Origin of the sequence: Pseudoxanthobacter soli DSM 19599 (genome assembly GCF_900148505.1) — a bacterium.
GTDB classification, from domain to species: Bacteria; Pseudomonadota; Alphaproteobacteria; order Rhizobiales; family Segnochrobactraceae; genus Pseudoxanthobacter; species Pseudoxanthobacter soli.
Genome location: NZ_FRXO01000001.1, coordinates 900,319 through 925,074 on the forward strand (window position 1 = coordinate 900,319; position 24,756 = coordinate 925,074).

General features: G+C 64.7%; 19 protein-coding genes and 1 tRNA gene. 12 read left to right on the forward strand and 8 right to left on the reverse strand.

Features of this window, described 5'->3' with window-relative positions; genetic code table 11:
- Nucleotides 1-139 precede the first annotated feature (139 nt).
- The gene (locus BUF17_RS03825) at nt 140-1,378 is read left to right on the forward strand and encodes a haloacid dehalogenase-like hydrolase (RefSeq protein WP_084563878.1); all 1,239 of its coding nucleotides are present in this window, start codon (nt 140-142) and stop codon (nt 1,376-1,378) included.
- Between the two features lie 250 nt (nt 1,379-1,628).
- On the opposite strand, the gene BUF17_RS03830 is transcribed toward BUF17_RS03825, so the two are convergent.
- Nucleotides 1,629-2,309 (reverse strand): 2OG-Fe(II) oxygenase, encoded by a 681-nt coding sequence (locus tag BUF17_RS03830; protein ID WP_073625804.1) that lies wholly within the window; start codon nt 2,307-2,309, stop codon nt 1,629-1,631.
- A gap of 386 nt (nt 2,310-2,695) precedes the next feature.
- On the opposite strand from BUF17_RS03830, the gene trxB reads away from it, so the two are divergent.
- The 3 genes from trxB (at nt 2,696) to BUF17_RS03845 (ending at nt 6,560) form a co-directional block, all read left to right on the forward strand.
- Nucleotides 2,696-3,685, forward strand: coding sequence for a thioredoxin-disulfide reductase (trxB, locus tag BUF17_RS03835; protein WP_073625805.1), 990 nt, complete (start codon nt 2,696-2,698; stop codon nt 3,683-3,685).
- A gap of 189 nt (nt 3,686-3,874) precedes the next feature.
- Complete coding sequence (locus BUF17_RS03840) at nt 3,875-4,765, forward strand: LysR family transcriptional regulator (RefSeq protein WP_073625806.1); 891 nt, start codon at nt 3,875-3,877, stop codon at nt 4,763-4,765.
- Between the two features lie 268 nt (nt 4,766-5,033).
- Entirely contained in the window at nt 5,034-6,560 is a 1,527-nt protein-coding gene (locus tag BUF17_RS03845; protein WP_084563880.1) for a pyruvate kinase, read from the forward strand.
- A gap of 2 nt (nt 6,561-6,562) precedes the next feature.
- Here the strand turns inward: BUF17_RS03845 and BUF17_RS22480 are convergent, their stop codons facing one another.
- The 3 genes from BUF17_RS22480 to BUF17_RS03855 form a co-directional block, all read right to left on the reverse strand.
- Entirely contained in the window at nt 6,563-7,501 is a 939-nt protein-coding gene (locus BUF17_RS22480; protein WP_139282395.1) for a hypothetical protein, read from the reverse strand.
- Nucleotides 7,502-7,506: 5 nt separating this feature from the next.
- On the reverse strand, nt 7,507-8,358 hold the full coding sequence (locus BUF17_RS03850; RefSeq protein WP_073626059.1) for a GNAT family N-acetyltransferase: 852 nt from the start codon (nt 8,356-8,358) through the stop codon (nt 7,507-7,509).
- 130 nt (nt 8,359-8,488) lie between these two features.
- Complete coding sequence (locus tag BUF17_RS03855) at nt 8,489-9,733, reverse strand: MFS transporter (protein ID WP_084563882.1); 1,245 nt, start codon at nt 9,731-9,733, stop codon at nt 8,489-8,491.
- A 365-nt stretch (nt 9,734-10,098) separates the two neighbouring features.
- Between BUF17_RS03855 and BUF17_RS03860 the strand changes: the two genes are divergently transcribed.
- From BUF17_RS03860 to BUF17_RS03875, 4 genes are all read left to right on the forward strand, one after another.
- Entirely contained in the window at nt 10,099-10,956 is an 858-nt protein-coding gene (locus BUF17_RS03860) for an SDR family NAD(P)-dependent oxidoreductase (RefSeq protein WP_428977625.1), read from the forward strand.
- Nucleotides 10,957-11,156: 200 nt separating this feature from the next.
- The gene (locus BUF17_RS03865) at nt 11,157-11,942 is read left to right on the forward strand and encodes a glucose 1-dehydrogenase (RefSeq protein ID WP_073625809.1); all 786 of its coding nucleotides are present in this window, start codon (nt 11,157-11,159) and stop codon (nt 11,940-11,942) included.
- Nucleotides 11,943-12,323: 381 nt separating this feature from the next.
- Nucleotides 12,324-13,316 carry a transporter substrate-binding domain-containing protein gene (locus tag BUF17_RS03870; protein ID WP_073625810.1) on the forward strand — a complete coding sequence of 331 codons (993 nt, stop codon included), beginning with the start codon at nt 12,324-12,326 and terminating at the stop codon, nt 13,314-13,316.
- Nucleotides 13,317-13,518: 202 nt separating this feature from the next.
- The gene (locus tag BUF17_RS03875; RefSeq protein ID WP_073625811.1) at nt 13,519-16,791 is read left to right on the forward strand and encodes a DUF4114 domain-containing protein; all 3,273 of its coding nucleotides are present in this window, start codon (nt 13,519-13,521) and stop codon (nt 16,789-16,791) included.
- 373 nt (nt 16,792-17,164) lie between these two features.
- On the opposite strand, the gene cyoD is transcribed toward BUF17_RS03875, so the two are convergent.
- The 4 genes from cyoD to cyoA are packed head-to-tail and all read right to left on the reverse strand — an operon-like array spanning nt 17,165 to nt 21,033.
- The gene (gene cyoD / locus BUF17_RS03880; RefSeq protein ID WP_084563886.1) at nt 17,165-17,521 is read right to left on the reverse strand and encodes a cytochrome o ubiquinol oxidase subunit IV; all 357 of its coding nucleotides are present in this window, start codon (nt 17,519-17,521) and stop codon (nt 17,165-17,167) included.
- Nucleotides 17,521-18,126: a cytochrome o ubiquinol oxidase subunit III gene (gene cyoC, locus BUF17_RS03885; RefSeq protein ID WP_073625813.1), complete on the reverse strand. Its 606-nt coding sequence runs from the start codon at nt 18,124-18,126 to the stop codon at nt 17,521-17,523. Before cyoC ends, cyoD begins: the two co-directional genes overlap by 1 nt.
- 1 nt (nt 18,127) lies before the next feature.
- A complete protein-coding gene (gene cyoB / locus BUF17_RS03890; protein WP_073625814.1) occupies nt 18,128-20,107 on the reverse strand; it encodes a cytochrome o ubiquinol oxidase subunit I in 1,980 nt (659 codons plus the stop codon).
- 2 nt (nt 20,108-20,109) lie between these two features.
- Nucleotides 20,110-21,033 carry a ubiquinol oxidase subunit II gene (gene cyoA, locus BUF17_RS03895; RefSeq protein ID WP_073625815.1) on the reverse strand — a complete coding sequence of 308 codons (924 nt, stop codon included), beginning with the start codon at nt 21,031-21,033 and terminating at the stop codon, nt 20,110-20,112.
- 578 nt (nt 21,034-21,611) lie between these two features.
- Between cyoA and BUF17_RS03900 the strand changes: the two genes are divergently transcribed.
- The 4 genes from BUF17_RS03900 to BUF17_RS03915 all read left to right on the forward strand — a co-directional run bounded on the left by BUF17_RS03900 (nt 21,612) and on the right by BUF17_RS03915 (nt 24,584).
- Nucleotides 21,612-22,355 (forward strand): SIMPL domain-containing protein, encoded by a 744-nt coding sequence (locus tag BUF17_RS03900; protein ID WP_073625816.1) that lies wholly within the window; start codon nt 21,612-21,614, stop codon nt 22,353-22,355.
- A 171-nt stretch (nt 22,356-22,526) separates the two neighbouring features.
- Nucleotides 22,527-23,357: a class I SAM-dependent methyltransferase gene (locus tag BUF17_RS03905; RefSeq protein ID WP_084563890.1), complete on the forward strand. Its 831-nt coding sequence runs from the start codon at nt 22,527-22,529 to the stop codon at nt 23,355-23,357.
- Nucleotides 23,358-23,547: 190 nt separating this feature from the next.
- A complete protein-coding gene (gene kdsA, locus BUF17_RS03910; RefSeq protein ID WP_073625818.1) occupies nt 23,548-24,396 on the forward strand; it encodes a 3-deoxy-8-phosphooctulonate synthase in 849 nt (282 codons plus the stop codon).
- A gap of 112 nt (nt 24,397-24,508) precedes the next feature.
- Nucleotides 24,509-24,584, forward strand: a tRNA-Lys gene (locus BUF17_RS03915).
- Nucleotides 24,585-24,756 lie beyond the last annotated feature (172 nt).

The window sequence follows — 24,756 nt, forward strand, 5'->3', positions numbered from 1 at the left end:
CTCATTCCGCCGCGTTCAGGCACGCCGCACGGACCGATGGCATCGGGACGGGCGGCGTCTTATTGTCGGGATATCGGCCGCGATCCCCATCTCCCCGTGGCCGGACCGCCCTCGACACCCTCCCGCGACCGGAACCGCGATGCCGACCACAGCGATCGATGCCTCACCGCCGCGACAGGATGTCGGCGCCGGGCTTGCCATCACTCTCAGTCCGTTGAAATGGGCGCCGGCGACCCGCGCCGCGCTCCACCGCGTCATTGCCGCCCACGGCGTCGCAAGCCCGGGCTACGACGCCGCGCGCGCGCCTTATGCCGTGTTCGACTGGGATAACACGTGCATCATGGGCGACGCAGAGGAGACGCTGCTGCGCTACATGGTGGACCGCTTCGCGCTGCGGATGACGCCGGCGGCATTCTCGCGCGCCATCCGGAACCGCGTACCGCCCGGCCCGCTCCACGGCCTTCGTCGCGACGGCGCCGCCGGACCGGTCGAGTTCGACGACCTCGCGGCCGATCTCGACGACGATTATGCAGAGCTCGCCGGCTGCTACGGCATCCCGGCACCGCCGGAGAGCTGGGCCCGGCTCGGCAACGATCCGGCCTTCCTCTCCTTCCGCGCCAAGCTGCTTGCTACCTACGACGCCATCAACGACACCTACGGCGAGACGCTCGGCTACCGCTGGATCGTGTGGCTGTTCGCCGGGCACACCCCGGAAAGCCTGGCGGCCCTTGCCCACGCTTCCAACGCCTGGCACCTCGGCGCGGCCATCGCCGAGGTTGGAATGGAGACCCCGGCGAGCCGTCCCGGCCGCGCCGGTCTGGTGCGTCATACGGCATTCCAGTGCCTGCGGCTGACGCCGGAAATGGCGGATCTGCACCGCGTGCTGATGGCCAACGGCATCGAGGTCCACGTCTGTTCCGCCTCCATCGAGGAACTGATCGCGGCCTTCGCCACCGATCGGGCTTATGGCTATGGACTGCCGCGGGAAAACATCATCGGCGTGCGCACCGCGATGGTGGAAGGCGCCTACAGCATCGAGGACCGGGGAGACTGGCCGCTGACCTATGCAGCCGGCAAGGTGGAGGCGCTGAACCGCACTCTGGTGGCGCGCAAGGGTTTCGGTCCGCTCATGGTGTTCGGCGACAGCAACGGCGATTACGACATGATGTCGGCCTTCGCCGACACCCGGCTGTCGCTCTTCGTCAATCGCCTGCCGGGCGGCAACGCCGGACGGCTCTGCCGAGAGGCTGCCGAGACGATCGGCACAGAGGCGCCGCGATATGTGCTGCAGGGGCGTCACGAGGCGACCGGAGAATGGCGCCCCCACGAGGAAACCATCGTGTTCGGCGACCGGGAGCCACGGCTGACAGGGAAATAGGGTTACCCACCGCCGAAATCAGGGGTTCCGGCGGCGGGTGCCCTGCGTACGATGGGGGGAACTCGTACACCCGCCCATAACGTCCGCCGCGCTCGTTGGTTCCCGCCTTTTTGGGTTCAGGCCCTGTTTTTTGCCCCAACGAGACGAAAAAGTCCGTTGAACGAAAAAGGCGGGTCCGAGGGGGACCCGCCTTCGAGATTTCTCGCCGGATAAAGGCGACATCCGGTGCCGGCGTAAGCCCGGCGCCTTATCACGCGCTGTGGACGGTGGCCTCGGGGAAACTCAGCTGCTCACGGGCGCGCCAGTCAGTCGTGACGTAGTTGATGATCAGCGACTTGCGCACGCCCTTGATCGGCCGACGCTCGAAGCCGTGCCAGCTGTTGTTGGACGGCACGAAGATCATCGCCTTGTTCGGCGCGAAGGGTGAACGGCCGACCCAGGTCTGGGCGTCGGCATAGATGTCCGTGCCAAGGTCTTCCTGGCCGGCTTCGCCGGACAGATAGATCAGCATGGTGAAGCGCTTGACGCCGATGTCGGTGTGCGGCTGGAGCCAGAAGCCTTCGACGTCCTGGGCGTATTCGATGCGCAGATAGGTATTGTCGAGATCGCAGCCGCACCCCTTCTCGATGGCGCCGACCACTTCCGGATCCTGGAACGCCACCGCGACCGCATCGCAAACGGGATGCTCCGCCCGGTTCTTCACGTCGAAATAGACGCGGGTCGCGTTGTGCACTTCACGAGTACCCGAGACGCCATCCAGCGAGGGCGCGGGGAACGGCAGTTCCTGCAGCGCCGTGACCGCCTCGCCCGGGAAAAGACCGTCGAGCAGCCAGTGGCGATAAGGCGAGTCGTTGGGGTCCGTGCCGCCGAGCGCGGAGAGGAAGGTCGCCTTGACCTCATTCGCGCTCGAAAGGGGCTGGTGGATGGTCATGGGACTGTCTTCCGTTCAGGAGCGGGCCGCGCCAGGAACGGGTGTCCCCACAGCCAGCCGTTCATATGACATCTCGACCGCGAAATCATGGCCGTTTCGCGGAGACGCTGACGAGCGGCGGAGAGTTTGAAAGCCGTTCGCAACAACTTCCATAGGCCATGCGCCGGCCGCTGTCGAGCGGGGCCGGCTCCGTACCGATATGCGCCTGCCGATTCGCACCCGCTTTGACAGCCATCAAGGCGGGCAACTGCGCCCGACGGGCAACACCGGCCTTTTTCCCACAGTAAATCGACGGTTACCGACTTGTTCCCGACGCTTTGTCTGCACATCTGGTGACCAATCGCGCCATGATGGAGCCATGCGCTCCGCGCAACAATGAGGACGACATGAGCGACGCCCGGCATTTCAAGATGCTGATCATCGGGTCCGGCCCGGCCGGCTACACGGCGGCGATCTATGCGGCACGCGCAATGCTCGAGCCCGTGATCGTGGCGGGAATCCAGCCCGGCGGCCAGTTGACCATCACCACGGAAGTCGAGAACTATCCCGGCTTTTCGGAGGCCATCCAGGGCCCCTGGCTGATGGAGCAGATGCGGGCCCAGGCCGAGCATGTCGGCACCGAGATCATCTACGATCACATCATATCCGCCGACCTTTCGGCTCGGCCGTTCCGCCTCGTCGGCGATTCGGGCCTGAACTACACCGCCGACACGCTCGTGATCGCCACCGGCGCCCAGGCCCGCTGGCTCGGGCTGCCATCGGAGGAGCGTTACAAGGGCTTCGGCGTGTCGGCGTGCGCCACCTGCGACGGCTTCTTCTACCGCGGCAAGGAAGTTCTGGTGGTCGGCGGCGGCAACACCGCCGTCGAGGAGGCGCTTTATCTCACCCACCACGCCTCGAAGGTCACGCTGGTTCACCGCCGCGATTCGCTGCGCGCCGAGCGCATCCTGCAAAGGCGGCTGTTCGACCATCCCAAGATCGAACTCGTCTGGGACAGCGAGATCGCCGAGATCCACGGCGAGGGCACGCCCGAGACCGTGTGCTCGGTCACCCTGCGCAACCTCAAGACCGGGGCGTTGGACAAGCGCAGCGTCGACGGGGTGTTCATCGCGATCGGCCACAAGCCGGCGGCCGAGGTGTTCACCGGACAACTGCGGATGAAGCCCTCCGGTTATATCTGGACCGCGCCCGATTCGACCGCGACGTCGGTTCCGGGCGTGTTCGCCGCCGGCGACGTCACCGACGAAGTGTTCCGGCAGGCCGTCACCGCGGCCGGCATGGGCTGCATGGCGGCTCTGGAGGCGGAGCGCTATCTCGCCGGTCTGAGCCACGGCGAAGCCGCTCACGACGGGGCCGAAACCCAGGCGGCGGAATGAACGCCGGCGCCGGCCCCCGTGGCCGGTGCCGACACCATCGTTCCGGACGCTGCTGGCGCCCGGGACGCAACGAAAACCGGCCGGGAGCAAGGGCCGGATATTCACATGCACGGCAACGGCCGGCACAACCAGAGACCACCGGGCTCCGCGCCCGCGGGAACAGGGCGTGACAGGGGCGCCGCAGGGCCAATGGACTGGGACAAGTTGCGGATCTTCCACGCTGCGGCGCAGGCCGGCAGCTTCACCCACGCCGGCGAGATGCTGAACATGAGCCAGTCGGCCGTGAGCCGGCAGGTCGGCGCGCTTGAAATGGAACTCGGCATTCCGCTGTTCCATCGCCACGCGCGCGGGCTCCTGCTCACGGAGCAGGGCGATCTCCTGTTCCGCACCGCCCGCGACGTGATGATGAAGCTCGATGCCGTGCAGGCGCGCCTCGCCGATTCCCGCGAGAAGCCGTCCGGCGTGCTGCGCGTCACCACCACGGTCGGCCTCGGCACATCGTGGCTCACCTCGCGGCTGCACGAGTTCCTGGAACTCTATCCGGACGTCGAACTCCAGGTCATCCTGGACGACAGCGAGCTCGACCTTTCGATGCGGCAGGCGGACGTCGCCATCCGCCTGCGACAGCCGGTTCAGCCGGACCTGATCCAGCGGCGGCTGTTCACCGTCCACTTCCATCTCTATGCCTCGCCGGCCTATCTGCGCCGCTACGGCAGCCCTTCGGCGGTGGCCGATCTCGACCACCACCGCCTCATCACCTTCGGCGAGCAGGGCGCGACCTACCTGCGCGAGATGAACTGGGCGGAAACGGCGGGCCGCTCCCCCGATCAGCCGCGCCGGCCGACGCTGAAGATCAACAGCGTCGTCGCCATCAAGCGCGCCGTGCAGCGCGGCATCGGCATCGCGCTCCTGCCGGACTATCTCGTCGAGCCGGAAGCCGGCCTCGTGCAGCTCATTCCCGAGGCGGACCTGCCCGAGTACCACACCTATTTCGTCTACCCGGCCGAGCTGAAGAGCACGGCCCGCGTCCGCGCTTTCCGCGACTTCATCGTCGCCAAGTCCGAGGAATGGACGCACTGACCGGCGGCGGCTGTCGCCGGCCGGTTCCCCGCTGCCCCCGAGGGGTGGGTGCCGCCATGAGGCGGCTATCCACCGTCGTGTTGCGCCACGTCATGGCACCGTAATGCGGGCCGTCTAGCTTCGCGGTCTGGTTTGAAAGCGCGCGCAGCACGCGCGAAGCCGCCTGCGCGGAATTTGGCTTTCGAACCAGTGGGATGCACCAGCGATCGGGCCCTGGATATCGGCCGGTCGGGCGCCCCGCAATGGACACGACCGCCGAGGACGACCCATGACGATCTCCGACGACGCGCTCCCGCTGCCTTCGGCCGCGGAGGCGTTCGAGGCCATCCCGTTCGGTGAGGAGCCGCTCACCGCCGACGTGCTGATGCAGGCCGTGCTGCTGCTGCGGACGGCCGTTACCGGAGACGCGAAGAGGATTGCCGCGCATATCGGCGCGACGCCGGACGATGCCGCGATCGCCAACCTCGCCCACTATCTCGCCTTGCGCCATCACGACCTGCGCCCGCTGCAGCGCGAGCTGATGTGGCGGGGGCTGTCATCGCTCGGCCGGCTGGAGAGCCGCGTCCTCCCCACCCTCGATGCCGTCGCGGCAACACTCGGCGCCGTGACCGGCCATCCCTCGCCCTTCCCTGCCCCCGATAAGACCGCGTTCTTCGCCGGCGAGGCCCGGTTGACGGCCGCGACCGATGCCATGTTCGGTCCGGCGCCGGCAATGCGCCGCACCCGCATCATGGTGACGCTGCCGTCGGAGGCCGCAGGCGATCCGGCGCTCGTTCTCGACCTCGCCCGGCGCGGCATGGACATCGCGCGCATCAACTGCGCCCATGACGGCAACATCGCCTGGCGCGGGATGGCGACCAATGTGCGCACGGCCGCCACGGTCGTCGGCCGCGACATCAAGGTGCTGATGGATATCGCCGGGCCGAAGATCCGCACGGAGGCGGTGACGGCTCCCAAGAAGGCGAAGCTCCAGCCCGGCGACCGGCTGCGCCTCGTCGCGGGCGGCGAGCCGAGGGCCTGCGAGGCCGTCCCGTTCTCCGCCGCCGTGTCGCTGCCGGAAATGGTGACGCGCCTCACCCCCGGCGACCGCGTGCGCTACGACGACGGCAAGCTCGAAGGCGTGGTGGAGAGCGTCGCGGATGGCGAAGCGGTGGTGCGCGTGACCACCGTCAAGGCAGGCGGCACCAAGCTGCGACCCGAGAAGGGCCTCAACCTGCCCGACACGGCGCTCGGGCTGTCGCCGCTGACCGCCAAGGATGAGGACGACCTCACCACCGTCATCGAATGCGCCGACATGATCGGCTACTCGTTCGTCAGCCGGCCGGACGATATCGACCTGCTCGAGGCCGCGCTCGCCCGCCATGGCACGCGTGAACGCCCGCTCGGCCTCGTCGCCAAGATCGAGCGGCCGGAGGCGGTGACCAATCTGCCGGCGCTGATGGCCCGCGCGCTGCGTGCCCGGCCGTTCGCCGTGATGATCGCACGCGGCGACCTCGCCGCCGAGATCGGATTCGAGCGGCTGGCCGAGATGCAGGAGGAACTGCTGTGGCTCTGCGAGGCTGCCGCGGTGCCCGCGATCTGGGCGACGCAGGTGCTGGAAGATCTCGTGAAGGACGGCGTTCCCTCACGCGGCGAGATGACGGATGCCGCGATGGCCGCCCGCGCCGAATGCGTGATGCTCAACAAGGGCCCGGCGGTCGGCACCGCCATCGAACTGCTCGACCACCTCCTCGGCCGCATGGACAGCCATGCGTTCAAGAAGACGGCGCAGTTGCGCGCGCTGAGGTCGTGGTGACCTCATTCATCAACAAGATCGGGACGCAGCTTCCTGGTTATAGAAAAGCTACCCTCGGAGGCAACCACAAAATATTCTTGTCCGCAGCCGATGACATAATCTCCGTGGCGCCAGCATGAAGACGGATTATGAAGAACAGCGAAATTCTTAGAGACGTCTTCAAAATCTAGCAAATCTGGATTTGCGTACGCAATCGCATTTACTTTTGGAAAATTTCCGCTAACGAAAGCATCTCTTCTCACATCAGCGCGCAAATCTCGTTTTATAGTATCAGAGTACGAATAATTCGCACGGTTCTCATTTAAATCCGGCAAACCACCGACTAATGGTATGTAGTAATACCGCTTCCCTATTGGAAGAAAAGCCTCCGCAAAATCGGGCGGATTCCCCCAATACCCCAAAGACCAGCCGCCTTCGACTCTTACTCTAAGGCCACTTATCCCGATAATTCTGTAATCATTTTCATCAATATAATTTTTAGAAATGGCCTCTTCAATAATCTTGTATTTCGAATAGAATGCTGATGTTAGCCTCAACAGGGCCTTTTCCCTGTGACTTCCATCCCACTCTCGTGAAATCATCCCATTCGGCAAGGCGGTCACGTGACCCTGCCCATCAACAAGCTCAGGTGTAACGACTTCTACAACCAGATCCCTGCTACCGCCACGCTGAAATCGGAAATCTATCCGTCTTGACGGCATGACGGGATCCCATCCCGCCGAGACAAACGCCTGCATAAAAAACATCTCCGAGAATCTGGCCGGCGTCTCCATTGGAAATCTCAATTTGAAATCTTTATCAAAATACTTACAGAATTTCCGATAAACTTCACTGCAGAAATTCCGACACCTCTCCGCATCCTCCGATTTTGGATTCTTCATATTATTGAAGAATTCATGAGATTTATCGTTAATATTTTGGTCAAATAGATCTCTCTCCATAATTTTTACCCCAGCTCGAACGTCGTGATGCCGAATATCCGCGCGGAATCGATGGCGGGTGCTGGACCGCGATACATCCGCGCTGTTTCGAAAACCGGGCGGAGGCCGCGTTCTTCCGCGAGCGCGATCGCGGCGGGATTGGTACCCGGCGGATCGAGGATCACCGTCCCGCCGGGCACCGTCGCCGCCAGGGCGTCGAACAGCAACGTTGCAGCAGCGGCATCGTCGGCGAACAGCGGACCGATCTTGTGGCCGTCGAACGTCCTGCGAATGACGCCATAGCCGCACACGCCGCGCTGGCCGACGAGTGCCATCGCGGTTCGCGGCGGCGACAGCCAGGATCGCAGGAAGGTGGCGCGGTCTGCCGGAAACAGCGGCCTGTCATAGCCCACGATCGTCTCGACGAGATCGGGAAGGACGGGCGTGAGGTGGAGACCGGAGGCATCGCCCGGTGCACCAGCCCGAGCGACGGGCACACCGGCAAAACGCACATTGCGGTGGGCATAGACGAAGCCGGACCGGCGATAATTGTCCTGCTGCGCAACGACGCCATCGAGACCGGTGGTGCGGCCGTCCAGGCGGGCAAGAGCCGCCTGCCAGATGCGCCAACCGTGCCCCTGCCCCCGCAGGTCCGGCCGGACGATGTAGAAGCCGATGAACCCGAAGGTGTCGCCGTAGACGACCGCGGAGATGCAGGCCGCGAGACCGCGACGGTCGGTCGAAACGAGGAAGCCATCCGGGTCGGCGACCCGGAACGCGGCGGCGTCGCCGATGCCGGGGTTCCACCCCTCGGCGGCGGCCCAGCCCACCATCTCCTCGACTTCCGCCGCCGTTGCGGCGCGTATCTCGCCCATCATGATCCCGATCCGCCTCGCGCCGAAGTTGAGCATGAGTCGGTGACAGCGAGAATGGCCAAACGCAAACGCGCCGGCCTGCCGCTGTCAGGCGAACGGGCCGGCGTACCGATTGCGTTAGCCGCCTTGCGCCTCAGGCCGCCTTGGCGCGCGGCCCCTCGATGTTCGGCAGGAACACGGTGAGGATGCCGATCGCCGGCAGGAAGGCGCAGACGTGATAGACGAACTCAACGGAGGTCGCATCCGCGAGTTCGCCGAGGCCGGCGGCACCGATGCCGCCGAGGCCGAAGGCGAGACCGAAGAACAGGCCCGCGACCATGCCGACCTTGCCGGGCAGCAGTTCCTGCGCGAACACGATGATGGCCGAGAACGCCGAGGCCAGAATCGCGCCGATCAGAACCGACAGGACGGCTGTCCAGAACAGGCTGGCATAAGGCAGCGCCAGCGAGAACGGCAGCACGCCGAGGATCGAGCACCAGATCACCTTCTTGCGCCCCATGCGGTCGCCGATGGGCCCGCCGATGACGGTGCCCGCGGCGACGGCGCCGAGGAAGATGAAGAGATAGATCTGCGATTCCTCCACCGAGACCCCGAAGCGATGGATCAGGTAGAAGGTGTAGTAGCTCGACAGGCTGGCCATGTAGATGAACTTGGAGAACACCAGCGCGATCAGGATCGTGATGGCCAGGATCACCGTGCGGCGCGGCAGCGTCACCGCGTTGCCGCGGCGGCGATAGGCCTTCATCCGGCTCATGCCGTGGTTCTTGTACCACCGGCCGACCACCGCAAGGATGATGATCGCGACCATCGCGGCGAGCGAGAACCAGGCGACACTGCCCTGCCCGCGCGGCACGATGATGAAGGCCGCCGCGAGCGGACCGACAGCGGAACCGAAATTGCCGCCGACCTGGAACAGCGCCTGCGCCAGACCCGGACGGCCGCCGGACGCCATGCGCGCCACGCGCGACGATTCCGGATGGAACACCGCCGAGCCAAGGCCGACGAGGCAGGCCGCGAACAGGATGGCCGGAAAGCTTTCCGCCCGCGCGATCAGCACCAGGCCGACCAGCGTCGAACCCATGCCGACCGCCAGGGAGAACGGCATCGGGCGCTTGTCGGCATAGAGACCGATGGCCGGCTGCAGCAGCGACGCGGTCATCTGGAACGCGAGCGTGATCAGGCCGATCTGCGCGAAATCGAGGCCGTAGCTCTCCTTGAAAATCGGATAGAGCGCGGCGAGCAGCGACTGCATCATGTCGTTCAGCATGTGGCAGAAGCTGATGGCGAACAGGATCGCGAACACCGTTCCTTCGGTGTTGCTGCTATCGGCGGCAACGCGGTCGGCGGACCGGCCAGCGGCGGGGGCGGCGTTACTCATGGGGATCGGGGCTCCGGCGTTTCCCGGTTCGTCGTTCGGCGTCTTCTGCGCCGCCTGAATGCATGACGCACTGATCGTCTGTAAAGCAAGCGACATTCTCGCCGGTCGGCCATGCAATTGCGGCTGAGCCGATGGGTGATTGAGTCCATCTCGCCGATTCGCGCGAAAGGCGAGGCCCTCAGCAACAGCCGATTGGGGAGGCCGGCCTCGTCAAAGCCTCGGTTTTGTGAGCATCCTCCGCTGCCGCCGGCCGTTCGCGGCGCTGCCGGCGCTCGGCCGGAAGGCGTCGGCGGAACGTCCGCCCTGCCAGGAACCGGCGCGAGAGTTCAGTCGAGGAGAATGCCATGTCAGCCACCCCGTCCTACGTGCCGTCCCATCCCGCCTTCGGACCGGGCCGTGTCGCGGTCATCACGGGCGCGGCCTCGGGCATCGGCCTCGCGGCCGCCAAGGCCTATGCCGCGCTCGGCATGAAGGTGGCGCTTGCCGACCTGCCGGGCGAGACGCTGGACGGTGCCGCCGCCGCGGTCGCCGCGCTTGCCGCCGGCGGAGGCGGCGACGTTCTTGCCGTTCCCGTCGACATCACCGACAAGGACGGCCCGTCGCGGCTCGACGCGGCCGTGGTGGGCGCCTTCGGCGGCATCAACGTGCTGATGAACAACGCAGGCGTGCAGCCGGGATCCAGCCTCTTCGGCCCTGAGGAGAACTGGCAGTGGGTGCTTGCCGTCAATCTCGGCGGCGTCATCCGCGGCACCCGCGCCATCGTCCCCGGCATGATCGAACGCGGCGAGCCGGGGCTCGTGATCAATACCGGTTCGAAGCAGGGCATCACCACCCCTCCCGGCGATCCCGCCTACAATGTGTCGAAGGCCGGCGTGAAGGTGTTCACCGAGGCATTGGAGCACGAACTGCGCAACGGTCCGGCCGCCGGGCGGGTCCGGGCACACCTGTTCATCCCCGGTTTCGTGTTCACGCCGCTCGCCGCCAACGGCCGCACCGAGAAGCCGGCCGGAGCGTGGACGCCGGAACAGACGGTTGCCTTCATGCTGGAACACGTCGACGCGGGCGATTTCTACGTGCTGTGCCCGGACGGGGATGTCGACCGGGCAACGGACGAAAAGCGCATCGCCTGGGCAGCGGGCGACATCGTGGAAAACCGGCCGCCGCTGTCGCGCTGGCACCCGGACTATGCCGACCGCTTCAAAGCCTATCTGGACGGGCGATGAGTTCGGCGGCCCGCCTCACCGGGGAGCCATCCTCTCTGCCCGCCTGAAGCGGCGGCTTGAAGACGTCGCGCCTGCACGGAACAATGCCAACTGCCCGTTACGCGGCGGTTCCGGACCAAGGCGACCACACCATGGAAGCGAAACCATGGACGCGAAACCTCGGGAGCGAAACCATGGGAGCCAGACGATGAAGGTGCGCATTGCCGTCCGTTAGCAAGACCATCCCTGCGCTGTTCAACCTCACCGGCAAGCGCGCCCTCGTCACCGGGTCTTCCCGCGGACTGGGGCTCGCGTTCGCCCGTGCCCTCGGCGGCGCTGGCGCCGACGTGATCCTCAACGCCCGCGACGCGGGGAAGGCAGCGCAGGCCGCGGCCGTCCTGCAAGAAGACGGCATCTCGGCAACCGTCAGCGCGTTCGACGTCGCCGACAGCGCCGGCGTGGCGGCGGCTGTCGCGGATATCGAGCGCGATGTCGGCCCGATCGACATCCTCGTCAACAATGCCGGCATCCAGCATCGTGCACCGCTAGAGAGCTTCACCGACGCCGACTGGCGCCGGCTGATGAGCATCAATCTCGACGGGGTCTTCGTCGTCAGCCGTGCCGTTGTCGCCGGGATGATCGCCCGCCGCTCGGGAACGATCATCAATATCGCCTCGGTGCAAAGCGAACTTGCCCGGCCCTCCATCGCGCCCTATGCGGCCTCGAAAGGCGCGATCAAGATGCTGACCAAGGCGATGGCGGGGGATTGGGGCAAGTACGGCATCCGCGTCAATGCGATCGGACCGGGCTATTTCCGCACCGAGCTGAACGAGGCACTGGTGAACGACAAGACGTTCTCCGAATGGCTCGAAAAACGCACCCCGCTTGGGCGATGGGGCGATCCTGCGGAACTCGGCGGCGCGGTGGTGTTCCTCGCCTCCGACGCGGCGAGCTTCATGACCGGCCAGACCATCTATATCGACGGCGGCATAACGAGCGTGCTCTGACGCATGCCCTCTGGTCACCGCGCCTGGAATGCTGACGAGTTTGGGGACGACGACATGACATGCCGGCTGCGGCAACCTCCACGGCCACGCGCGATTACCCAAACGCCGCCGCATGGTCCACTGTCAGTACGCCGGATTGGTCGGACATCCATCGTGGCGGCGATCATTGCGGCCGTAACCGTGCTCGTCCTCATCGTTTTTCCATTGGATGGAGCATTCGCACAGCCGGCGGCATCATCAAGTCCACAGGCCATGCCCGCGCAAGGCGCTGGGCAAGCTGCACCCCCGCAGCCCGCGCCCTCCGGGATCGCACCCGCCGAACCCGCACTCCCGCAGCCGTCGCCGACGCCCGCCTCTCCGACCGCGCAGCAATCGCGGGTCTTGAACGTCGGCCTCTATGTCAGCCCGCCCTTCGTGCAGGTGCGGCCGGATGGCGGCTATTCCGGCATGGCGATCGACCTGTGGGAGGATGTTGCCCTGCATGGCGGGCTCGCCTTCAAGTACGAGCGCTACTCCACGCTCCGCGATCTCGTGGACGCGACGCGAACCGGCCGCATCGACGTGGCGGTGACGAACCTGACGATCACCCATCGTCGCGCCGAGCTGATCGAGTTCACACAACCCTGGTACGACGCGGGCCTGCGCATCATGGTCGCCGACGACGGCGAGCGCGGCTTCTGGGGCCTCGTCACCGGCTTGCGCGACGCCGGGCACCTCAGGGCCTATGCGTGGCTTGCCTTCGTGATCGGCGTCGCAACAGTGGCGCTGACGATCTTCGACCGCAGGTTCGACCCGGCCTTTCCGAAACGCTGGCACGAAGGCATCGCCGAGAGCCTGTTCCATGTCGTCTCAATCGCCACGTCGGGCAAGACGGCGCGAAAGAACCTGTTCGGCTGGAAGGGGCGCATCTGGTCGGCATTCTGGATGGTGTGCGGTGTGGCCACGATCGCCTACGTCACCTCGTCGGTGACGAGCGTCATGACGGCGGTTTCGCTTAATCAGGGGATCTCGTCCCTCGCCGACCTGCCCGGCAAGACGGTCGGCGTCTTCACCGGCAGCGTGTCGGAAGAATATGTCGGGGAACTCGGCATCGCGTCGCGATCCTACCCCAGCATCGACGAAGCCGTCGTCGCGCTCAAGAACGGCAGCGTCGACGCGATCGTCGGCGATGCACCCATTCTGGAATATTACGCGCACAACAACCCGGCACAGAAGCTCACCGTCGTCGGCAACATCTTCCATCCCGACAAGTATGGCTTCGGCCTGCCTCGTGGCAGCCGACTCGAGGCGCCGATCACACTCCAGATTCTGGCTCTTCGGGAGAACGGCACCCTGGAGAAGCTGCGTCTCGGCTATTTCGGCAGTTCATTCTGAAGAAACCAGCTCGCCCGGGTCTCAGGTCAAGGAATATTGCGCCTTCCACAAATGCGACCCTTCCGTTCGCATCTCCACCTCAGATTGCCGAAAACCCGACGGATGCTGGCAATCTTTGCCAGCTCTATTTCACGGGAGTGTCTTTGTCGGACGGCATCGACCGTGATATGCAACAGGTGGGGCGCCTATGGGGGAATAGATTATGACCGTTCTGACCGTCAATCTGAGCACACAGCTTCAAACCCAGCTGAGCCAGACGGGTATCTGGGCCTATGCGGTCTATTTCAGCGGCGGCGTCGCGAACTGGACGACGATCGCCGACAACGGCACCCTGACAGGTGGAACGGGCGCGGCTTCCATCACGCTCCCCTATCCGGACAACGGCGGCAAGGTCTACTTCCTGATCCAGAGCGCGGACACGGCGCACTACACCGACCTGACGACAGCGATCAGCGAAGAAAGCGACATCAACTGGAACAACGCGGCGGCAAAAGACTTCCGCTATGACAGTTTCGAGGTGAGCCTGCTGGACCAGCCGGGTGATGCCGGCAACCTGACGTCCGTCAACGGTTTCGGAATTCCGATGCAGGCGAGCGTCACCTACAGTGACGGCTCCACCACAACGCGTGGCTACGGCGTCAGCGGCAGCACCATCTTCTCCGACATCGCGGCGATCAACACAAAGGCCGGCTACGTCTATACCTATGACTATACATCAGGACCGCTCGCGAACACTGTGAGGGCGGCGATCTCGCCGACCCTCGCAGTCACACCCTACACGACGACCAGCGGGACATCGTTCAGCGAGTCCGACTGGACGAGCTATCTGACGACACTTGTGACGGACAATGTGATTCCGACCGTCAAGACCGTCGGCGAAATCGGGGCGGAGGCCGCGACGCAGACCCGGCCCGATATCGTCGTCACGGGATTCTTCGACGGCACCGCGGACGCCAGCAACGTCTGGCACAATGCGGCCTTTTTCTCATACGTGGTCGAATGGGACGGTTCGAACTTCTGGCTCGCGCCCACGGAGCAGAGTCAGGTGAAGGGCTACATCAAGATCTCCCAAAGCGATCTTGAGGAAAGCATCTATTCGACGCTCGGCACGGCTGAAATCTACAACAAGCCGACGGACGCCACGCCCTATATGACGATGAATACGGGCGAGAACAACCAGTGGGGTGCCGTCTTCACGCAGTTTCTGACCGGATTCACCGGCGGCTATTACGGCGTCAAGGGCGCGCAGAACAATAGCAGCGTCGCCGGCACGATCGATCTCGACAAGACCTGGAACTGGGATCCGACATACGCCTTCGGCAACAATCTGTCGGGCTCCGCTCCAACCTACTTCGATCACTATTCCGAAGTCTTCTACAAGCACAGCAACTCTTACGGCTCAGGTTATTCGGATAACCTGATGCAGCATTATTCCACCGGCGGCCCCCTGATTCCGGTGTACGACAGCGGAACGGGCCAGAACGTCACGAATATCGGCCTGACGCTCTATGCGGACTCCGAGACCCCGGCCGGCTATGTCGACCCGACGATCTACAACTATATCGCGCCTGCTGCCGGTGGTTACGAGGCGACCAGCCAGAACACGCTCAATACCAACATCACGCTGAACTTCGCCACCCAGTACATGGTGCTGAAGGCGGACACGCCGATCACGATCTCCTTCATGGGCACCAATCCCAGCGGCCAGCAGGCGTGGTATTCGGTGACCATCAAGGGAAATCTCTGGCAGAACTGGACCCTCACCTACAATGCCGCGACGGACAGCTACAGCGCCGCCGCGGCTCCGGGCACGGAGCAGACCTACGGCTCGATGGTCGTTTCGAACCTGCCGACGGCGGACAGCGGCGTCTCCTGGTACAAGATCACCGTCGGCGACGACATCTCGAAGACCTACAATCTCTACACCACAACGACCGGTTCCCTGTTCCAGAACCCGGCCTATTCGGGTCAGGAGGGTGCGCTCGCAATCGATGGGCTCGCGACGATCACGCCAAGCGAGTCGAGCGCGGCGACGATCAACACCTTCACGGTGAATTTCCTCTACAGCACGACGACGTCGCTCGATCCGCAGCTGCTCACGGAGAATACCAACGCGACATTCCTGTCCACGCTCGCCACGCCCGACGCTCCCGTCGTCGGCAAGGGCGCCGGGGCGAACTTCACGGCCCTCGCCGGTCAGGATTCCGCGACTACCAACACCGTCACGGCCACGACGGGCGCCTTGTTCTTCGCCTGGACAGGCAAGAACAACAGCACCGTCGATACGTCATCGTGGATTTCGGCCTATACGAACAAGATCGGCGCGCTGGACGTCGCCAAGGTCTCTTTCGCCACGTCTGGCGGCGGCACGCACTACCAGCCAGTGACCGCAGTCGCGGACCTCGACGGCGCATGGCAGACGGCGAAGGCTGCGGCGCTCGGCAACGGCACCTACACCGTGACGATGACCGAATACGCCCCTGACGGAAGCACCGTCGTCGGCAAGACGAGCAGTGCCCTGGCACTGACCGTCTCGCTCGACAAGCTCGGCCTGCACGCCGGCAGCGACGGCTCCTCGCTCGTGCTCGACCAGGGCAGTTCGTCGACGGACGGCAACTGGATCCACTTCTCCTCCGCCGGGATCACGGGCCTGCACGGCGCGACACTGCTGCTCTATGCGGTCGATTCCAGCGGCAACCTCATCGGGCGCGACGGCCAGGTCGGTGGCGGCGTGACCATCCAGGACGCAACCATCGCCTCGATCGGCGGTGTCGTCTCCGACAGCGGCGATGCCCTGCTCGACACGGCCCAGTCCGCTTACCTTCCCGTTGGCCAGCAGCTGCGCTTCGCCGTGCTGAGCGGCGGGCAGGTCATCGACTCGTCGGCGAGTGTCAATATCGGCGAGGCGGCGAATGGCACTCTCAACATCGATGTCGGAGGTGTGCAGGTCACGGCCCAGGTTGAAAATACCCTCGGCAGCGCGGCGGAACTCGCCGGTACGCAGCGCAACCTCAACGAGGCTCTCGTCTACCTGAACCACGGGGAATCGCTCCAACTGGAGGTGACCGGCAGCAGTGCGATGACCAACCAGTTGGGTTTCGTCCACATGGAGGCCGACCCCACCACCGGTCAGTGGAGCGTCGGCGGCGTTGACTATGGCAACACCACTGCGTTCACGGATGCGGTGCGCAGCCATCTCGTCGGCGAGGTCACCGTGTCCGGCGGCGGCAGCCACTTTACCGACACGCTGCAGTGGACCGTCCAGGGCGACACCGGGTACTACGCGCCGGTCCTGCTGACGGAGAACGGCGATGTGTTCGTCATCGGCAGCGCCAACAGCGACGGACAGGAACACATCCGCCTGTTCGGTGAGAATACCTTCGGCTTCGAGGATCTCACCGCCTCGCAGAATTCCGACTTCGATTACAACGACATGGTGGTGAAGGTCGTCCCCTCGCACGATCTTCTCGTCTGACTGCCAGATCGCCCGGCGAACGACGCATGCCTGAGGTCGGCAGGTCTGGATCAAGACGGAGATCGAGGACAGGGTAATATCGAGGCCCGGCGCCATCCGCCGGGCCTTTTCTCGTTTTGGAGCGCTTTCCGATCCACAGCAGGGGGCCAAAGCCTTCCTCCGACAGCCGCCCCCCCCCACTCCATGAAAAAGCCCGCCCCCGCATGGCGGGGACGGGCTGAACGTACTTGCGGCGGAGCGGGCTAGAGCGCTTTCCGATCTGATGGAATCATCCGATCGACAAGAAATCGCTCCCGATTCAAAACCTTGAGCATATCCTTGTCGTTCAGATCGGCTCGATCTGAACGGGTTGTGCTCTAAGGACCCGCACCGATCACTCGGCCGGCATCATGCCGGGCATCATGTTCATGTCGAGATGCGCCATGATCCACAGCGAACCGACCACGGTGATCGCCACGATGATCAGCGTGAACACGAACGCCGCGACGTTCCACATCTGGCTCGACGAGGTGTTCATATGCAGGAAGTAGATCAGGTGGATCACGATCTGGATCACCCCGAGGATCAGGATGATCGGGATCGAGGTCGAGGCCGGCAGGGCACCCGACATGATCAGACCGAAGGGAATCGCGGTCAGGATCACCGACAGGATGAAGCCGGTCATGTACGACTTCACGGTGCCGTGTGCGGCTCCGTCTTCGTGATGAGCGGAGGCGTGCTCGTGAGCCATCAGGCGACTCCCATCAGGTAGACGATCGTGAAGACGCCGATCCACACGATGTCGAGAAAATGCCAGAACAGGCTGAGGCACATCAGGCGCGTGCGATTGGCCGAGGTGAGACCGTCACGCAGGAGATGCGCGACGAGCACCACCATCCACACGAGGCCCGACAGCACGTGGAAGCCGTGGGTTCCGACCAGCGTGAAGAACGCGGACAGGAACGCGGAGCGATCCGGTCCCGCGCCTTCCTCGATCATCTTGTGGAACTCGTAGACTTCCATGGCGAGGAAGCCGGCGCCGAGCAGGAAGGTGATGCCGAGCCAGCGCATAACCGCAGCGCGCCGGTTGCCGTCGGCCGCGACCATCGCCATGCCATAGGTCACGCTCGAGAGCAGCAGCAGCGCCGTTTCCACGGCCACGAACGGCAGTTCGAACAGCTCCTGTCCGGTCGGCCCGCCATCGACATTGTTGCGCAGCACCGCGAACGCCGCGAACACGGACGCGAACAGCACGCAGTCGCTCATCAGGTAGATCCAGAACCCCAGCGTGGTCTTGGATCCGTCGTCGTGATGCTCGTCGTGCGCGTCGGAGATGATGGACGAATGTGTGCTCATGTCAGGCGGCCTTCGACGCGATGTGCTTGAAATACTCGCCCTCGATCTCCGCCACCTCGGACGCCGGGACGTAATAGTCGCGGTCCCTGTTGAAGGTGTGGCCGATGCCGACGACGAACATGACGACGAGGGTGAGGATCGCCAGCCACCAGATGTGCCAGATCATCGCGAAGCCGAAGCCGACGCTGACGATACCGATGATGAAGCCCGTGCCGGTGTTGCGCGGCATGTGGATCTTCTCATAGACCGCCAGCGGCTTGTGGGCCTCACCCTTCTGCTTCATCTCCCAGAAGCTGTCGCGACCGTCGATCACCGGCGTCTTGGCGAAGTTGTAGAACGCCGGCGGCGAGGACGTGGCCCACTCCAGCGTGCGGCCGTTCCACGGATCGCCGGTGACGTCGCGCAGCTTGTCGCGATTGATGATGCTCACGGCGATCTGGGCGATCTGGGCGCCGATGCCGACGAGGATGACGACGGCACCGATGAAGGCGACGATCAGGTAGACGTGCCACACCGGGTTGTCGACGTGGTTCAGACGACGGGTCATGCCCATCAGGCCGAGCACGTAGAGCGGCATGAAGGCGAGATAGAAGCCGACGAACCAGCACCAGAACGAGATGCGGCCGAGCCGCGGCTCGAGCTTGAAGCCGAACGCCTTCGGGAACCAGTAATTGAAGCCCGCCATGCAGCCGAACACCACGCCGCCGATGATGGCGTTGTGGAAGTGGGCGATCAGGAACAGGCTGTTGTGGAGCACGAAGGACACCGGCGGCACCGCCATCAGCACGCCGGTCATACCGCCGATCGTGAAGGTGATGATGAAGCCGATGGTCCACAGCACCGCAGGCTCGAAGCGAACCCGGCCGCGATACATCGTGAACAGCCAGTTGAAGATCTTCACGCCCGTCGGGATCGAGATGATCATCGTCGTGATGCCGAAGAAGGCGTTCACGCTGGCGCCGGAGCCCATGGTGAAGAAGTGATGCACCCACACCATGAACGACAGGATGGTGATCGCGAAGGTCGCGTAGACCATCGACTTGTAGCCGAACAGCCTCTTGCCCGAGAACGTCGCGATCACTTCCGAGAACACGCCGAACGCAGGCAGGATGAGGATGTAGACCTCAGGATGGCCCCAGGCCCAGATGAGGTTGACATACATCATCGGGTTACCGCCGCCAGCCACCGTGAAGAAGTGGAAGCCGAGATAGCGGTCGAGCAGCAGCATCGCCAGCGTCGCCGTCAGGATCGGGAACGCGGCCACGATCAGCATGTTGGCGCAGAGGGTGGTCCAGGTGAAGATCGGCATCCGCATCAGGAACATGCCCGGCGCGCGCATCTTCAGGATTGTCGTGATGAAATTCACGCCGGCCAGCAGGGTGCCGATGCCGGAGATCTGCAGGCTCCAGAGATAGTAGTCCATGCCGACGTCGGGGCTGTATTCCGAGCCCGACAGCGGCGGATAGGCGAGCCAGCCGGTGCGGGCGAACTCGCCCACGCCGAGCGACAGGTTGACGAGAATCGCGCCCGACACCGTGAGCCAGAAGCTCAGCGAGTTGAGGTACGGGAACGCGACGTCGCGGGCGCCGATCTGCAGCGGCACCACGACGTTCATCAAGCCGATCACATAGGGCATCGCCATGAAGAAGATCATGATGACGCCATGGGCGGTGAACACCTGGTCGTAGTGCTCGGGCGGCAGGTAGCCGGCGCCGCCGTTGGAGGCCAGCATCAGCTGGGAGCGCATCATGATGGCATCGGCGAAGCCGCGCAGCAGCATGATGGTAGCCAGGATGATGTACATCACGCCGATCTTCTTGTGATCGACGGAGGTCAGCCACTCGTCCCAGAGCCACTTCCAGCGGCCGAGATAGGTGATCGTGCCGAGCACCAGAAGGGCGCCGAGCACCATGAAGCCGACCGCCCCCATGATGATCGGCTCATGGTAAGGGATCGCCTCAAGCGTCAACTTGCCGAACATCGTCACAGACCCTTCGGATTTTCGGGAGTGCACAGCGGGCCGCCGGAGCCGAGCTCCTTGGCCATCGCCATGTTCATGGCCGCGTCCGTGCAGACGGACCCGTCGGTGCACTTATTCAGGATGTCGTGGAACATCGAGGGGGCGACCGAGGCGTAGAACGTCACCGGGTTGTTCTCGCTCGGCTTCACCAGCTGCTGATACGTCGCGAGATCGAGCTTGCCCTGGCTAGACCGGACGTCCTCGATCCATTTGTCGAAGTCGGCCGCGTCGAGAACCTTGGTCTCGAAGTGCATGCCCGAGAAGCCGGCGCCGCTGTAGTTCGCCGAGATGCCGCGATAGGTGCCGACCTCGTCCGCCAGCAGGCTGAGCTGGGTGTTCATGCCCGCCATGCTGTAGATCATGCTGCCGAGGTCGGGGATGAAGAACGCGTTCATCACGCCCGAGGAGGTGATGTTGAAATGCACCGGCCGGTTCACCGGCATCGCCAGTTCGTTGACCGTCGCGACGCCCTGCTCCGGATAGATGAACAGCCATTTCCAGTCGAGGGAGACGACCTGAACCTCGAGCGGCTTCTCGCTGGAGGCGATCGGCCGGTAGGGATCGAGCCGGTGGCTGTAGATCCAGGTGAGCGTGCCGAGCGCAATGATGATCATGCAGGGCACGAGCCAGACGACGAGCTCGATGCGCGTCGAATGCTCCCAGTTCGGGCGATAGGTCGCCGCGGTGTTCGAGGCGCGGTAGCGCCAGGCGAACCACAGCGTCATCAGGATCACCGGGATCACGACGATCAGCATCAGGCCGGTCGCCACCAGCATCAGCCACTTTTCGTCATCGCCGATCGGACCCTTGGGGTCGAGCAGCGCGACCTGACACCCTGCCAGAAGCGGCATCAGCGCCAGCAATGCCAAAGTGGAGGCCGCACGCATTCTATTGCGACGCAGCAATCCATTCCCAAGCATCGGTTCGCGCACAGCTTTCGCGACGCGCGAAAGGAGGCCCCGGATCAAACTCATCGATCACCTCTCATGCGGACGTGCCGGCAGGAAAACCGTTATCCTTAAGCCCGCCAAGATATTACCTCAGGTTCTGCTCGCTTTTTCTTCGACAGACCCTAAGACACTGTAAGCACTCAGACAAACGCTCAGGATTGTAGTCTGGAGTTGTTTAAACTCAGGCGCACCGAATAGCGGTCGCATACATTCCTAACCGAATTTACACCTCTTAGGCGCACGGCCCGGGAAAGGGCAATGCGTAAGACTGCCACAGTGGCGCAAACGCCTCACCGCCTACGCAGGCGCGATAGATGTGAGGCAAAATGCCTCGTCATGAGGGAAATGCGGTGCGCGCCGCACAAACCCCTCGCGACGCGGGAAAAGCCCGGGAAGGACCGCGTGATGGCGCCGCGTATTGTTGCCCGATTTGCAGGTCCTGATGCCCGCCGAACCATCTGCGTCCGTGCCCCATGCCGGCCGCAACGGCTTTTGCCTGCTTCAGGAGACCCCCAATGCGCATCCCCGCCACGTTCGCCTGCCTCGGCCTTCTGATGTTGCCGCCCGTCGCCCTCTCCACCACGGCGGCGCTCGCCCAGCCTGCGCCGGCCCCGGCCACCATCACGGTCAGCGGCGAAGGCACCGCGAGCGCCCCGCCCGACATGGCGGTGCTGACCACCGGTGTCGTGAGTCAGGCCGACGATGCCGCGGCCGCCCTGAAGGCCAATTCCACGACCATGGAGGCGCTGGTCGCCGCAGTCCGGGGAGCCGGAATCGCCGGCAACGACATCTCGACGTCCGGTTTCTCGGTGCAGCCGCGCTACACCTATCCAGGCCAGAACAACAATGGTGGGGAGCAGCAGGCACCGAAGATCGTCGGCTACGAGGTGCGCAATGCGGTAACGATCAAGGTGCGGGACATGAAGGCGCTCGGCCCGCTGCTCGACAGCGTGGTCGCCGCCGGCGCGAACGACGTCGGAAACCTTTCCATGACGCTCGCCGACACTGCACCGCTCGCCGACAAGGCCCGCCGCGCCGCGATCGCCGATGCTCGCAAGAAGGCGGAAGCCTATGCGGAGGCGGCAGGCGTGAAGCTCGGCCGGGTGCTCCGCATCGCGGAACAGGGGGCTATGTCGCCGCGTGCGTTCGCCATGCCGGTGTCGCCGGACAGTGCCAAGATGATGTCCTCCGTCCCTGTCGAGGCCGGGGAACTCGATATCCGCGCCACGGTGGATGTCGCCTGGGAACTCGTGCCCTGAGGACAGGCCGTCCCGCCGACAACCGTCCTTCCGTGCGCCCGGCGCGGGGGGACGGTCTGGGACCGAAATGGCAAGATCCTGAAATAACATCTGTTTTCTAAATCGTTTTTGATTCTCGCACGCGTGCGTTACGCTGACGGATCTGAGGTCGGCCAAAGGCATGCAGTGCACATGGCCTTAAGCGAACCCCATCTCCACGGCGTCTCGCGAACCCTGCTCGTCACGCTTGCGGCGCGGGCGAGAGGGGCGGCGCTGTTTCCTCACCTTGGCTTCCAAGACCCGGCAGCAGAAGCGGTGTGCGATGCGCTCGGCATTGATCCAGCGCAATTTGCGCGCACCGCGGAGTGCGTTTACGGCGTCGTGCGTCGGTCGATGGTGATCGACGACATTGTCGCGCGCTTCGCAGACGAGCACGGCGCCGCGACTGTCCTGAATCTCGCGGCCGGGCTTTCGACCACGTTCGAGCGTGCCGGTCGCGCGGACCTCGCCTGGTTCGACCTCGACCTCGCCGAGCCGGCGGCGCTGCATCGCGCGCTGATTGCCCCGGATCCCGCCCGCCGCCTCGTCGTCGGCGATATCGGCCGGCCGGGGTGGACCAGAGGTCTGTCGCTCCCTCCGGGTCCGCTCCTGGTGATCGCGGAGGGCATCATGCCCTACCTCACGTGGGACTGCGTCGCCGGCCTCCTCGATGAACTCGCGGTGGGCTTCGCCGACAGGCCCCTGCGCCTTGCCTACGACACCTTCGCCTTTCCGATGGTCGGCATGGCGCGGCTGCACCCGTCGATCGGCCCCCTCGCCCGCACGGATCCCTCGATCGAGTTCCGGTCGGGCGTCCGCTCGATGTCGGATTACGCCGTCGGCAGACCGGAGTGGCCGCTGCAGGATGTGATGCCGGTCATGGAGGGTATGGGACCACTGCACAGCCTCGCCTGCTTCGGCTTCTCGGCGGCCTTCGGCGTGCCGTTCTACGCCGTCGCCGTGCTGGATCATCATCACGGCTGATGAGAGGCCCACGGACGGGTGCAGCGGCGCGCACCGATGGAATGACGGCCATTCGCGGCCCGGCCTTGCCGTAGCCGCCGTTCCGGCGCATGACAGCGCGACCACGCGCGCCGCGCGACCACGCGCCTTGCAGGCATTGCGCCGTCGCAGGAACGGATCGCGGCGCGGAAAGCCAGTCGAGGACCATGCCGTGACCGCCTCTGCCACCGTCACCCCGGCCACCACCGTCGAAATCGGCTCCGCTCGCTTCGGCAACGCCTTGCCGCTCGCGGTGATCGCCGGCCCCTGCCAGCTCGAAAGCCGCGACCACGCTCTTGAAGTGGCGTTCGCGCTGAAGGAGATCGCAGAGCGGCGCGGCTTCGGTCTCGTGTTCAAGACCTCGTTCGACAAGGCGAATCGCACCAGCCTTTCCAGCGAGCGCGGCATCGGCCTCAAGGAGGCACTGCCGATCTTCGCCGAGATCCGCGCGCGCACCGGGCTGCCTGTTCTGACCGACGTTCACGAGCGCGAGCAGTGCGCGCCGGTGGCGGAGGTGGTGGACGTGCTGCAGATCCCGGCCTTCCTGTGCCGGCAGACCGATCTTCTCGTCGCCGCCGCCGAGACCGGGCGGGCGGTGAACGTGAAGAAAGGCCAGTTTCTGGCGCCTTGGGACATGAAGAACGTCGTCGCCAAGCTCACCGGCGCTGGCAATTCGCGCGTGCTGACGACCGAGCGCGGCGTCAGCTTCGGCTACAACACGCTCGTCTCCGACATGCGCGCGCTCCCGATCATGGCTGAGATCGGCGCGCCCGTGATTTTCGACGCGACGCATTCGGTGCAGCAGCCGGGCGGCCGCGGCGGCACGTCGGGCGGCGAGCGCCGCTTCGTGGAAACGCTGGCGCGCGCTGCGGTCGCGGTCGGCGTCGCGGGCGTCTTCATCGAGACCCATCCCGATCCGGACCACGCCCCCTCCGACGGCCCGAACATGGTGCCGCTGAAGGATTTCGAGCGCCTTGTCGCGACGCTCCAGGCGTTCGACGCGGTCGCGAAGGCGGCATAACCGCCCTCATCCCCAGTTCCGGCGGCGCGATCCGCCGGCATCGCCCTTCAAAGGTTGACGGCGGGACGGAAACCCACTACCCGAAACCCGTCGTCGTCCCTCGGGGCACGATGAGCCCGTAGCTCAGCCGGTAGAGCACGTGACTTTTAATCATGGGGTCATGGGTTCGAATCCCATCGGGCTCACCATTTTCTCGAGCGCAAACCCGACGCCAATATCGGCGAGACCGGCGCGGGTGCGGGCCTCCACGCCACTTCTTCTCCGTCATTCGGCTCCTGGTGCTTTCGGACAAGCGCAATGAAGACCGTAGGGAGAGTGCGGGCCGCCTCCGCCGGAGCGGAGACGGCGATGCTGCCGGAG